The following is a 13,157-nucleotide window of genomic DNA, read 5'->3' as shown; positions in this document are numbered from 1 at the left end:
GAGGTGAAGCTATGTTAAACCGCGAGCTCGAAGTCACCCTCAATCTAGCCTTCAAGGAGGCTCGTTCGAAGCGTCATGAATTCATGACCGTCGAACACCTGCTGCTGGCCCTATTGGATAATGAGGCTGCCGCTACCGTTTTGCGTGCCTGCGGCGCAAACCTCGACAAACTCAAGCATGACCTGCAGGAGTTCATCGACTCCACCACGCCATTGATCCCCTTGCATGACGAGGATCGTGAAACCCAGCCAACCCTGGGCTTCCAGCGTGTACTGCAACGTGCTGTCTTTCACGTACAGAGCTCGGGCAAACGCGAAGTGACTGGCGCCAACGTGCTGGTCGCGATCTTCAGTGAGCAAGAGAGTCAGGCAGTGTTTCTGCTGAAACAGCAGAGCGTTGCGCGCATCGATGTCGTCAACTACATCGCCCATGGCATTTCCAAAGTGCCGGGGCATGGCGATCACTCTGAAGGTGAACAAGATATGCAGGACGACGAGGGCGGTGAGTCTTCTTCTTCAGGCAATCCTCTGGATGCTTATGCCAGCAACCTCAACGAACTTGCGCGCCAGGGTCGTATCGATCCGTTGGTAGGCCGTGAGCTCGAAGTCGAGCGCGTCGCGCAGATCCTGGCGCGTCGTCGCAAAAACAATCCGCTGCTGGTGGGCGAGGCGGGCGTGGGTAAAACCGCGATTGCCGAAGGCCTGGCCAAACGCATTGTCGATAACCAGGTGCCGGACCTGCTGGCCAACAGCGTGGTGTATTCCCTCGATCTGGGGGCCTTGCTGGCCGGAACCAAATACCGCGGCGATTTCGAGAAGCGCTTCAAGGCGTTGCTCAATGAGCTGAAAAAACGTCCGCAGGCGATCCTGTTCATCGACGAGATTCACACCATCATCGGTGCGGGCGCTGCGTCCGGTGGCGTCATGGATGCCTCGAACCTGCTCAAGCCGTTGCTGTCGTCGGGCGATATCCGTTGCATCGGTTCGACCACGTTCCAGGAATTCCGCGGGATCTTCGAGAAGGACCGTGCCTTGGCCCGGCGCTTCCAGAAGGTCGATGTGTCGGAGCCTTCGGTGGAAGACACCATTGGCATCCTGCGTGGCCTGAAAGGGCGTTTCGAGCTCCATCACAACATTGAATACAGTGATGAAGCCCTGCGCGCCGCTGCTGAACTGGCCTCGCGTTACATCAATGATCGGCACATGCCGGACAAGGCCATCGACGTCATCGACGAGGCGGGCGCCTATCAGCGTCTGCAGCCAGTCGAGAAGCGCGTGAAACGCATCGAAGTGCCTCAGGTCGAGGATATCGTTGCGAAAATCGCGCGAATTCCGCCAAAACACGTCACCAGTTCCGACAAAGAGTTGCTGCGTAACCTTGAGCGTGACCTGAAGCTCACGGTATTCGGCCAGGATGCGGCGATCGACTCACTGTCGACCGCGATCAAGCTGTCCCGTGCCGGCCTCAAGTCGCCTGACAAGCCCGTCGGTTCGTTCCTGTTCGCGGGCCCGACCGGCGTCGGTAAAACCGAAGCTGCGCGGCAGCTGGCCAAGGCGTTGGGGGTCGAGCTGGTTCGCTTCGACATGTCCGAGTACATGGAGCGCCACACCGTATCGCGGCTGATCGGTGCGCCTCCAGGCTATGTCGGGTTCGACCAGGGCGGTCTGCTGACCGAAGCCATCACCAAGCAGCCTCACTGCGTATTGTTGCTCGATGAAATCGAGAAGGCGCATCCGGAAGTCTTCAACCTGCTGTTGCAGGTCATGGACCACGGTACGCTGACCGATAACAACGGGCGCAAGGCAGATTTCCGTAACGTGATCGTCATCATGACGACCAACGCCGGTGCCGAGACTGCAGCGCGTGCTTCGATCGGTTTCACCTATCAGGACCACTCGTCCGATGCGATGGAAGTGATCAAGAAGAGCTTCACGCCGGAATTCCGCAACCGTCTGGACACCATTATCCAGTTTGGTCGCCTCAGCCATGAGGTCATCAAAAGCGTGGTGGACAAGTTCCTTACCGAGCTTCAGGCGCAGCTGGAAGACAAGCGTGTGCTGCTGGAAGTCACCGACGCTGCTCGCAGCTGGCTGGCGGCCGGTGGTTACGACGTGACCATGGGTGCTCGACCAATGGCGCGCTTGATTCAGGACAAGATCAAGCGTCCGCTGGCGGAGGAGATTCTCTTTGGCGAACTGGCCGAACATGGCGGTGTGGTGCACATCGACATCAAGGATGGCGAGCTGACCTTCGAGTTCGAGACCACGGCTGAAATGGCCTGACGTTAACCGCAACAAAGCCAAAAGGCGCCGAAAGGCGCCTTTTTGCTGTCTGCCATGATCGTTCCCGCGCAGAGCGTGGGAACGATGGGAACGATCCGCACACAAAAACGCCCGGCATAGCCGGGCGTTTTGTATTGACTTGATTAGCGAGCGCGGTAGGTGATGCGCCCTTTGCTCAAGTCATAGGGCGTCAGCTCGACGCGCACTTTGTCGCCGGTAAGAATACGAATGTAGTTCTTGCGCATCTTGCCGGAGATATGCGCGGTTACGACGTGCCCATTTTCCAACTCCACACGAAACATGGTGTTGGGCAGGGTGTCGACGACAGTGCCTTCCATTTCGAAGCTGTCTTCTTTCGACATGCAGTAAAGCCCTCGGTGTCCAATGAATGGCCCGGTGCAACTGCGCCAGGCAAAAGCGGCGTGCATTGTGCCCGAAAAGTGGGGTTTAAGCCAAGGGGTTCTAGTTCAGGATGACCCAACGTTGATTAATCAGCAGTTCGATAGGGCGATATTGGGTCTTGTAGCTCATTTTTTTGCAGTTTTTGATCCAGTAGCCGAGATAGACCGCTTCCAGCCCCAGGCGCCCGGCTTCGGCAATCTGCCAGAGAATCGCGTAACGCCCCAGGCTGCGACGCTCCTCGCCGGGCTCGTAGAAGGTGTACACCGCTGACAGGCCATTGGGCAGCAAGTCGGTGACGGCCACCGCCACCAGTCGGCCTTCGAGACGAAATTCGTAGAAGCGGGAGAACGGCAGGTCACGCACCAGGAAGGTCGAGAACTGATCGCGACTCGGCGGATACATATCGCCGTCGGCGTGGCGTTGTTCGATGTAGCGCTGGTAGAGGTCGAAATACTCCTCGCTGAACGTTGGTCGGGCCGGGCGTACCTGCAAGTCGGCATTGCGTTTGAGAATGCGTTTCTGCTGACGGTTGGGGGTAAATTGCGCCACAGGAATACGCGCCGGTACGCACGCATTGCAATTCTGGCAATGGGGCCGGTAGAGATGATCACCACTGCGACGAAAGCCCATTTCCGACAGATCTGCGTAGACATGCACATCCATGGGCTGACTGGGATCGAGGAACAGCGTAGTGGCCTGCTCCTCGGGCAGATAACTGCAAGAGTGGGGCTGAGTGGCATAGAACTTCAAACGCGCCAACTCGGTCATGATCAACCCTCGGGATAAACTTTTGATAAGGGGACTTTCTCAATTCGTCTCCCCGCATTAAGTGTAAGCCACACGGGCCAATGTCGCTCAGCAAACCCAGGTGGCACGACCGGGTTGATCCAGGTGCCGGGCAAGGTAGCCGGCAAACTCGGTGCGGGGAATCGCTCGGGCGCCCAGGCTATGCAGATGATCGGTAGGCATCTGGCAATCGATCAGCACAAAACCTGAGTCTTTCAGATGTCGCACCAGCGTGGCAAAGCCATATTTGGAGGCGTTGTCGGCGCGGCTGAACATCGACTCACCGAAAAACAGCTGTCCCATGGCCAGGCCGTAGAGCCCGCCGACCAGCACGCCATCGTCCCAGACCTCCACCGAATGGGCGTAGCCGCGCCTGTGCAGTTCGACGTAGGCGTCCTGCATCGCTTGGGTGATCCAGGTGCCATCGGCGTACTCGCGCGGCGCGGCGCAGGCGCTGATGACCGCGGCAAAATCCCGATCGAAGGTCACTTGATAGCGTTGTTGGCGCAGCAGTTTATTCAGGCTGCGGGAGACATGCAGTTCGTCGGGAAACAGCACCGTGCGCGGATCCGGTGACCACCAGAGAATCGGTTGGCCTTCCGAGAACCACGGAAAGCAGCCATGGCGATACGCCTGAATCAGACGGTCGGCGGACAGATCGCCGCCCGCGGCCAGCAGTCCGTTGGGGTCGCGCATGGCTTTTTCCAGCGGCGGAAAAGTCAGGGTATTGCGTTGTAACCAAGTCAGCATGGCATCCGGGCTTGCAGAAGGGGAGGGCGGTGGCGGGCGATAAACCCGCCAGATAGAAGGTTAACCGTCAAACGCCGGGAATGTCATCGAGATACTTCTCGGCATCCAGCGCAGCCATGCAACCGGCTCCGGCAGAGGTCACTGCCTGGCGGTAAACGTGGTCGGCCACGTCGCCGGCGGCGAATACACCCTGGATGGCGGTGGCGGTGGCGTCGCCTTCGCTGCCGCCCTTGACCAGCAGGTAGCCGTTGCGCATCTGCAGCTGGCCCTGGAACAGGTCGGTGTTGGGTTTGTGGCCGATGGCGATGAACACGCCGGCCAGCGACAGTTCAGCGGTTTCGCCGGTATGGCTGTGACGCAGGCGGGCGCCGGTCACGCCGCTGGCGTCACCGAGTATTTCGTCCAGGTTCTGGTTCCAGTGCAGGCGGATATTGCCGTTGGCGGCTTTTTCGAAGAGCTTGTCCTGCAGGATCTTCTCCGAACGCAGTTTGTCGCGACGGTGAATCAGATGAACCTCCTTGGCGATGTTCGACAGGTACAGGGCTTCTTCCACCGCGGTGTTGCCGCCGCCGACCACTGCGACCACCTGGTTGCGATAGAAGAAACCATCGCAGGTGGCGCAGGCCGAAACCCCTTTGCCGGCAAAGGCTTCTTCCGATGGCAGCCCCAGGTATTGGGCCGAAGCGCCGGTGGCGATAATCAGCGCATCGCAGGTGTAGGTGCCGCTGTCGCCGATGAGCTCGAACGGGCGCTGTTGCAACTTGGCGGTATGGATGTGGTCGTAAACGATCTCGGTGTCGAAGCGTTCGGCGTGTTTCTGCATGCGTTCCATCAGCACCGGGCCAGTCAGGCCTTCGACGTCGCCGGGCCAGTTGTCGACTTCGACGGTAGTGGTCAGCTGGCCACCGGCCTGTATGCCGGTAATGACAACGGGTTTGAGGTTGGCGCGAGCGGCATAAACGGCTGCGCTGTAACCGGCAGGGCCGGAACCCAGAATGATCAGGCGGGAATGCTTCGCTTCACTCATAAAAACACCTCATAAGCCTTTGTCACAAAAGAGAATGCATGCTCAAATTGGACTGCGCGTATTGTGCTGTTGGCTATGCTGGAGCCAAGGGTCTCAAGCATGGCATTGGGCGAACAAACCCGTACAATGCCCGCTTGTAACAGTGTTTGTATCAAAAAAGCGCTGCGTGCCGTATTTCGAAAAGCCGGGGCACAGTGTTAAAAGTAGTCCCGGTTGGGACTGTTAACTTTTTTACCTGCCTGGATTGGGCAGTTTTTATAGTCATTCAACAGATGGACGCGCCAAGGGCGCAGGAAAAGAAGCGTTTTGAAGAAATCCACCGCAGCACCTAAAACAGTCGTTCCGCTCTGGCGCCAGCAATTGCACTACCGGCTCAAGGAAGGTGCATTGATCGCCATCGGCGCCTTGTGCCTGTTCCTGATGATGGCCTTGTTGACCTATGGCAAGGACGATCCGGGCTGGAGCCATAACAGCAAGATCGACGATGTACAGAACTTCGGCGGGCCTGCCGGTTCTTACAGCGCCGACATCCTGTTCATGGTCCTGGGTTACTTCGCCTACATTTTCCCGCTATTGCTGGCGATCAAGGCCTATCAGATCTTCCGTCAGCGCCACGAGCCATGGCAGTGGAGCGGCTGGCTGTTTTCCTGGCGCCTGATCGGCCTGGTGTTTCTGGTGCTGTCGGGCGCGGCGCTGGCCCATATCCATTTCCATGCGGCGACCGGTCTGCCGGCCGGCGCCGGCGGCGCTTTGGGTGAAAGCCTCGGCGACCTGGCGAAGAATGCGCTGAACATTCAGGGCAGCACGCTGTTGTTCATTGCGCTGTTCCTGTTCGGCCTGACGGTATTCACCGATCTGTCGTGGTTCAAGGTGATGGACGTCACCGGCAAGATCACCCTCGATTTGTTCGAATTGTTTCAGGGCGCGGCCAATCGCTGGTGGGCAGCCCGTACCGAACGCAAGCAACTGGTCGCCCAGCTGCGTGAGGTCGACGATCGCGTGCATGACGTGGTTGCGCCGACGGTCACCGATAAACGTGAGCAGGCCAAAGTCAAGGAGCGCCTGATCGAGCGCGAGCAGGCCCTGAGCAAGCACATGTCCGAGCGTGAAAAGCAGGTGCCGCCGGTGATTGCTCCCGCACCGCCGAAGCCGGCCGCTCCGAGCAAGCGCGTGGAAAAAGAGAAACAGGCGCCGTTGTTCGTCGACAGCGCCGTGGAAGGCACCTTGCCGCCGATTTCGATTCTCGACCCGGCGGAAAAGAAACAACTCAATTATTCGCCTGAATCCCTGGCGGCCGTCGGCCACTTGCTGGAGATCAAGCTCAAGGAATTCGGCGTCGAAGTCTCGGTGGATTCGATTCACCCGGGTCCGGTCATTACCCGTTACGAAATCCAGCCTGCCGCCGGGGTGAAAGTCAGCCGTATCGCCAACCTGGCGAAAGACCTGGCCCGTTCCCTGGCCGTGACCAGCGTGCGCGTGGTGGAAGTGATTCCGGGCAAGACCACGGTCGGTATCGAGATCCCTAACGAAGACCGGCAGATCGTGCGGTTCTCCGAGGTCTTGTCGACCCCCGAGTACGATAACTTCAAGTCTCCGGTCACCTTGGCCCTGGGTCACGACATCGGCGGCAAACCGGTCATCACTGACTTGGCGAAAATGCCCCACTTGCTGGTGGCCGGTACGACCGGTTCCGGTAAGTCGGTGGGTGTGAACGCGATGATCCTGTCGATTCTGTTCAAGTCTGGCCCAGAAGACGCCAAGCTGATCATGATCGACCCGAAAATGCTTGAGCTGTCGATCTACGAAGGCATCCCGCACTTGCTGTGCCCTGTGGTCACCGACATGAAGGACGCCGCCAACGCCTTGCGCTGGAGCGTCGCCGAGATGGAACGGCGCTACAAACTGATGGCGAAGATGGGCGTGCGTAACCTGTCGGGCTTCAATGCCAAGGTCAAGGAAGCCCAGGACGCCGGCGAGCCGTTGAGCGATCCGCTGTACAAGCGCGAAAGCATCCACGATGAGGCACCGCTGCTGCAGAAGCTGCCGACCATCGTCGTGGTGGTCGACGAATTCGCCGACATGATGATGATCGTCGGCAAGAAGGTTGAAGAGCTGATCGCGCGTATCGCGCAGAAGGCGCGTGCGGCGGGTATCCACTTGATCCTCGCGACCCAGCGTCCGTCGGTGGATGTGATCACCGGTCTGATCAAGGCGAACATCCCGACCCGTATGGCGTTCCAGGTATCGAGCAAGATCGATTCGCGGACCATCATCGACCAGGGCGGCGCCGAACAACTGCTGGGCCACGGTGATATGTTGTACATGCCGCCGGGCACCAGCCTGCCGATTCGTGTTCACGGCGCATTCGTGTCCGATGACGAGGTGCACCGGGTGGTTGAAGCCTGGAAACTGCGCGGCGCGCCGGAATACAACGATGACATCCTGGCCGGTGTCGAAGAAGCCGGTAGCGGCTTTGAAAACGGCGGCGGTGGTGGTGACGATGATGCCGAAACCGATGCGCTCTACGACGAAGCGGTGCAGTTCGTCCTGGAAAGCCGCCGTGCGTCCATCTCCGCGGTTCAGCGCAAGCTGAAAATCGGCTACAACCGCGCGGCGCGCATGATCGAAGCCATGGAAATGGCCGGGGTCGTGACGTCCATGAACACCAACGGCTCGCGTGAAGTCCTGGCCCCTGGCCCGGTGCGCGACTGATCCGGTATTGAAAGGGGCGGCGTCTTGAGACGCCGCCCGCACTCCCACGAATGTTTATGAGGACTCCCATGCGTCTTATCCGCATGCTGTTGCTGCCGGTACTGGCTCTGACCACGCTCTCGGCCCACGCCGACGACAAGGACGTGGCGCGTCTGACTCAACTGCTGGAAAAATCCCAGACCCTGACCGCGCGCTTCTCCCAGCTGACCCTCGATGGCAGCGGCACCCAGTTACAAGAAACTGCAGGTGAAATGTCCTTGCAGCGCCCGGGCCTGTTCTACTGGCACACCAACGCGCCGGCCGAGCAAACCATGGTCTCGGACGGTAAGAAAGTGACCCTGTGGGACCCGGATCTGGAACAGGCCACCATCAAGACTCTTGATCAGCGTCTGACCCAGACCCCGGCGTTGTTGCTGTCCGGTGACGTGTCCAAGATCAGCCAGAGCTTTGACATCAGCGCCAAGGAAGCCGGCGGCGTGATCGACTTCACCCTGAAGCCGAAAACCAAGGACACCTTGTTCGACAGCCTGCGCCTGTCGTTCCGCAATGGTCTGGTCAATGATATGCAGATGATCGACAGCGTCGGCCAGCGCACCAACATCCTGTTCACCGGCGTGAAGGCCAACGAGCCGATCCCGGCCTCCAAGTTCAAGTTCGACATCCCCAAGGGTGCCGATGTGATCCAGGAGTAAACCTGTAGAAGCGGGCTTGTGTGGCGAGGGGGCTGCTCTTGTCACAGGGTGTTCGCCAAACTTGAGAATTGACTCGAGGTTTTAAAAGTACGTGATGGACCTGTTTCGCAGTGCCCCGATTGCTCAGCCCTTGGCCGCCCGTTTGCGTGCGGCCAATCTGGACGAGTACGTCGGTCAGGAACACGTGCTCGCTCGCGGCAAACCTTTGCGCGAAGCCCTGGAGCAGGGTGCCCTGCACTCGATGATTTTCTGGGGGCCACCGGGCGTGGGTAAAACCACCCTGGCGCGGCTGCTGGCGGAAGTCTCGGATGCGCACTTCGAAACGGTTTCGGCGGTGCTGGCCGGGGTCAAAGAGATTCGTCAGGCGGTGGAAGTCGCCAAGCAGCAGGCCGGGCAGTACGGTAAACGCACCATCCTGTTCGTCGACGAAGTGCATCGCTTCAACAAGTCCCAGCAGGATGCGTTCCTGCCATACGTTGAAGACGGCACGCTGATTTTCATCGGCGCGACCACGGAAAACCCCTCGTTCGAACTCAACAACGCGCTGCTGTCCCGGGCGCGTGTCTATGTGCTCAAAAGCCTCGACGAAGCCGCCCTGCGCAAGCTGGTGCATCGCGCGCTGACCGAAGAGCGTGGGCTGGGCAAGCGGCAACTGACCCTCAGCGACGAGGGCTTCCAGATGCTGCTGTCCGCCGCCGATGGCGATGGCCGGCGTCTGCTCAACCTGTTGGAAAATGCCTCGGACCTGGCCGAAGACCACAGCGAAATCGGCATCGACCTGCTGCAAAGCCTGCTCGGCGACACCCGGCGGCGTTTCGACAAGGGCGGCGAAGCCTTCTACGACCAGATATCCGCGCTGCATAAATCGGTACGCGGTTCCAACCCTGATGGCGCGCTGTACTGGTTCGCGCGAATGATCGACGGCGGCTGCGACCCGCTGTACCTGGCCCGACGCGTGGTGCGCATGGCCAGCGAAGACATCGGCAACGCCGACCCCCGCGCCCTGAGCCTGTGCCTGGCGGCGTGGGAAGTGCAGGAGCGCCTCGGCAGCCCCGAAGGCGAATTGGCGGTGGCCCAGGCCATTACCTATCTGGCTTGCGCGCCAAAAAGCAACGCGGTGTACATGGGCTTCAAGGCCGCGATGCGCAGCGCTACCGAACACGGTTCGCTGGAGGTGCCGCTGCACCTGCGCAATGCGCCGACCAAGTTGATGAAGCAATTGGGCTATGGCGATGAGTATCGTTACGCCCACGATGAACCGGATGCCTACGCCGCTGGCGAAGATTACTTCCCGGACGAGTTGGAGCCTCAACGGTTCTATCAACCCGTGCCCCGCGGCCTGGAGCTGAAGATCGGCGAAAAGCTCAACCACCTCGCGCAGCTTGACCGTCTAAGCCCCCGACAGCGGAGAAAATAGTGATTCCCTTGATTGTTGCGGTTTCTGTCGGTGGTGTCGCCGGCACGCTGTTGCGCTTCGCCACCGGTAACTGGATCAACGCGAATTGGCCGCGGCACTTCTATACCGCGACGCTGGCCGTTAATATCGTGGGCTGTTTGCTGATCGGCGTTCTATACGGCCTGTTTTTGATTCGCCCGGAGGTATCGTTTGCGGTACGCGCCGGGTTGATCGTTGGCTTCCTCGGGGGGCTGACGACTTTTTCATCCTTTTCACTGGATACGGTGCGCCTGCTGGAAACCGGGCAAGTGCCGCTGGCCTTGGGCTATGCGGCCATCAGCGTATTCGGCGGGCTGCTCGCCACCTGGGCTGGCCTGTCCTTGACCAAACTTTGATAACGAGAAACCGACATGCTCGATTCCAAACTGTTACGTAGCAACCTTCAGGACGTAGCGGACCGCCTGGCATCCCGTGGCTTTGCCCTGGATGTTGCGCGCATCGAAGCGCTGGAAGAACAGCGCAAGACCGTCCAGACCCGCACCGAAGCTCTGCAGGCTGAACGTAACGCGCGCTCCAAATCCATCGGCCAGGCCAAGCAGCGCGGCGAAGACATCGCGCCGCTGATGGCGGATGTCGAGCGCATGGCGGGCGAGTTGAGCGCCGGTAAAGTCGAGCTGGACGCGATCCAGACCGAGCTGGATTCGATCCTGCTGGGCATTCCGAACCTGCCGCACGAATCGGTGCCGGTCGGCGATGATGAAGAAGGTAACGTTGAAGTGCGCCGTTGGGGCACGCCGAAGGCGTTCGACTTCCCGGTTCAGGACCACGTGGCCCTGGGTGAGAAGTTCGGCTGGCTGGATTTCGAAACCGCCGCCAAACTGTCCGGCGCCCGTTTCGCCCTGCTGCGCGGCCCGATTGCTCGCCTGCACCGTGCACTGGCGCAGTTCATGATCAACCTGCACATCAACGAACACGGTTACGAAGAAGCTTACACGCCTTATCTGGTACAAGCGCCGGCCCTGCAGGGCACCGGTCAGTTGCCGAAATTCGAAGAAGACCTGTTCAAGATCAGCCGCGACGGCGAAGCCGATCTGTACCTGATTCCGACCGCTGAGGTGTCGCTGACCAACATTGTGGCTGGCGAAATCGTCGATTCGAAACTGCTGCCGATCAAGTTCGTGGCACACACGCCGTGCTTCCGCAGCGAGGCTGGCGCGTCGGGTCGCGACACTCGCGGGATGATCCGTCAGCACCAGTTCGACAAGGTCGAGATGGTCCAGATCGTTGAGCCGTCGACCTCGATGCAAGCGCTGGAAAACCTGACCGCCAACGCCGAGAAAGTCCTGCAACTGCTGGAGCTGCCATACCGCACCCTGGCGCTGTGCACCGGCGACATGGGCTTCAGCGCGGTCAAGACCTACGACCTGGAAGTGTGGATTCCGAGCCAGGACAAGTATCGCGAGATTTCGTCGTGCTCCAACTGTGGCGACTTCCAGGCCCGCCGTATGCAAGCGCGTTTCCGCAACCCGGAAACAGGCAAGCCTGAGCTGGTGCACACCCTGAACGGTTCCGGCCTGGCGGTCGGTCGTACCCTGGTGGCGGTACTCGAGAACTATCAGCAGGCCGACGGTTCGATCCGTGTCCCTGAAGTGCTCAAGCCGTACATGGGTGGCCTTGAGGTCATCGGCTAAATGGACTATCTGCCGCTGTTCCATAACCTTCGCGGCAGTCGTGTGTTGGTCGTCGGCGGGGGGGAGATTGCCTTGCGCAAATCCCGCCTGCTGGCCGAAGCCGGTGCGCTGCTGCGTGTGGTCGCGCCTGAAATCGAACCGCAGTTGCGTGAGCTGGTAGCTGGCAGCGGCGGCGAGTGCCTGGTGCGTGGCTACGTCGAGGCGGATCTGGACGGTTGCGGGCTGATCATCGCCGCCACCGACGATGAACCGCTGAACGCGCAAGTCTCCGCCGATGCACATCGGCGTTGCGTGCCGGTCAACGTGGTGGACGCGCCGGCCCTGTGCAGCGTGATCTTCCCGGCGATCGTCGACCGTTCGCCGCTGATCATTGCCGTGTCCAGTGGCGGTGATGCACCGGTGCTGGCGCGGTTGATTCGCGCCAAGCTGGAAACCTGGATTCCTTCCACTTACGGTCAACTGGCCGGTCTGGCGGCGCGTTTCCGCAACCAGGTCAAAGGCCTGTTTCCGGATGTGCAGCAGCGTCGGGCGTTCTGGGAGGATGTGTTCCAGGGACCGATTGCCGACCGACAACTGGCCGGGCAGGGCGCCGAGGCCGAGCGCTTGATGCTGGCGAAAATCAATGGCGAGGCGCCTGTCGCCACCGGCGAGGTTTATCTGGTGGGCGCCGGGCCGGGTGATCCCGACCTGTTGACCTTCCGTGCCTTGCGCCTGATGCAGCAAGCCGACGTGGTGCTGTATGACCGTCTGGTGGCGCCGGCGATTCTGGATTTGTGCCGTCGTGATGCCGAGCGGGTCTACGTCGGCAAGCGCCGCGCCGATCACGCCGTGCCTCAGGAACAGATCAACCAGCATCTGGTGGATCTGGCCAAGTCCGGCAAGCGCGTGGTGCGCTTGAAGGGTGGCGATCCGTTCATTTTCGGGCGTGGCGGCGAAGAGATCGAAGAACTGGCGGCCCATGGCATCCCGTTCCAGGTCGTGCCGGGCATTACCGCTGCCAGCGGTTGCGCGGCGTATGCCGGGATTCCGCTGACTCACCGCGATTACGCGCAGTCAGTGCGGTTTGTCACCGGGCACCTCAAGGACGGTTCCACCGATTTGCCGTGGGCCGACCTGGTCGCGCCGGCGCAAACCCTGGTGTTTTACATGGGGCTGGTGGGCTTGCCGATCATCTGCGAGCAGTTGATCAAGCACGGTCGCGCGGCTGATACCCCGGCGGCGTTGATCCAGCAGGGCACCACGGTCAATCAGCGGGTATTTACCGGCACCCTGGCCGACCTGCCACGGCTGGTGGCGGAGCATGAAGTGCATGCGCCAACACTGGTGATCGTTGGGGAAGTGGTGCAACTGCGCGAGAAACTGGCGTGGTTCGAAGGGGCTCAGGCGCAGGTCTGACCTGTGGCGAGGGGGCTTGCCCCC

11 protein-coding genes are annotated in these 13,157 nt (G+C 60.3%); 7 read left to right on the top strand and 4 right to left on the bottom strand.

The genetic code is table 11. The features are described from left to right. Window positions 1–11: 11 nt before the first annotated feature. Window positions 12–2,282 (top strand): ATP-dependent Clp protease ATP-binding subunit ClpA, encoded by a 2,271-nt coding sequence (clpA, locus tag AC07VO_RS25300; RefSeq protein ID WP_018925524.1) that lies wholly within the window; start codon window positions 12–14, stop codon window positions 2,280–2,282. A gap of 143 nt (window positions 2,283–2,425) precedes the next feature. On the opposite strand, the gene infA is transcribed toward clpA, so the two are convergent. The 4 genes from infA to trxB form a co-directional block, all read right to left on the bottom strand. Further along, window positions 2,426–2,644, bottom strand: coding sequence for a translation initiation factor IF-1 (gene infA, locus AC07VO_RS25295; RefSeq protein WP_002553999.1), 219 nt, complete (start codon window positions 2,642–2,644; stop codon window positions 2,426–2,428). Between the two features lie 100 nt (window positions 2,645–2,744). Beyond that, window positions 2,745–3,452 (bottom strand): arginyltransferase, encoded by a 708-nt coding sequence (locus AC07VO_RS25290; protein WP_018925525.1) that lies wholly within the window; start codon window positions 3,450–3,452, stop codon window positions 2,745–2,747. Window positions 3,453–3,539: 87 nt separating this feature from the next. After that, entirely contained in the window at window positions 3,540–4,220 is a 681-nt protein-coding gene (aat, locus tag AC07VO_RS25285; protein WP_018925526.1) for a leucyl/phenylalanyl-tRNA--protein transferase, read from the bottom strand. 67 nt (window positions 4,221–4,287) lie between these two features. Next, window positions 4,288–5,247, bottom strand: coding sequence for a thioredoxin-disulfide reductase (trxB, locus tag AC07VO_RS25280; RefSeq protein WP_018925527.1), 960 nt, complete (start codon window positions 5,245–5,247; stop codon window positions 4,288–4,290). A gap of 306 nt (window positions 5,248–5,553) precedes the next feature. On the opposite strand from trxB, the gene AC07VO_RS25275 reads away from it, so the two are divergent. From AC07VO_RS25275 to cysG, 6 genes are all read left to right on the top strand, one after another. Next, entirely contained in the window at window positions 5,554–7,959 is a 2,406-nt protein-coding gene (locus tag AC07VO_RS25275) for a DNA translocase FtsK (RefSeq protein ID WP_086944984.1), read from the top strand. Between the two features lie 68 nt (window positions 7,960–8,027). Then, window positions 8,028–8,651 (top strand): outer membrane lipoprotein periplasmic chaperone LolA, encoded by a 624-nt coding sequence (lolA, locus tag AC07VO_RS25270; RefSeq protein ID WP_018925528.1) that lies wholly within the window; start codon window positions 8,028–8,030, stop codon window positions 8,649–8,651. Between the two features lie 94 nt (window positions 8,652–8,745). Next, the gene (locus AC07VO_RS25265) at window positions 8,746–10,068 is read left to right on the top strand and encodes a replication-associated recombination protein A (protein ID WP_064618782.1); all 1,323 of its coding nucleotides are present in this window, start codon (window positions 8,746–8,748) and stop codon (window positions 10,066–10,068) included. After that, window positions 10,068–10,442, top strand: coding sequence for a fluoride efflux transporter CrcB (gene crcB, locus AC07VO_RS25260; RefSeq protein ID WP_007941127.1), 375 nt, complete (start codon window positions 10,068–10,070; stop codon window positions 10,440–10,442). The genes AC07VO_RS25265 and crcB overlap by 1 nt, the downstream gene beginning before the upstream one ends. A gap of 15 nt (window positions 10,443–10,457) precedes the next feature. Further along, complete coding sequence (gene serS, locus AC07VO_RS25255; protein ID WP_018925530.1) at window positions 10,458–11,738, top strand: serine--tRNA ligase; 1,281 nt, start codon at window positions 10,458–10,460, stop codon at window positions 11,736–11,738. Next, window positions 11,739–13,133: a siroheme synthase CysG gene (gene cysG / locus AC07VO_RS25250; RefSeq protein WP_018925531.1), complete on the top strand. Its 1,395-nt coding sequence runs from the start codon at window positions 11,739–11,741 to the stop codon at window positions 13,131–13,133. Window positions 13,134–13,157: the final 24 nt, after the last annotated feature.

The sequence above is a fragment of the Pseudomonas sp. GW821-FHT03E01 genome, from assembly GCF_059420765.1.
The sequence above is the reverse complement of the archived record's forward strand: the minus strand, read 5'-3'. Positions and strand labels throughout refer to the sequence as shown.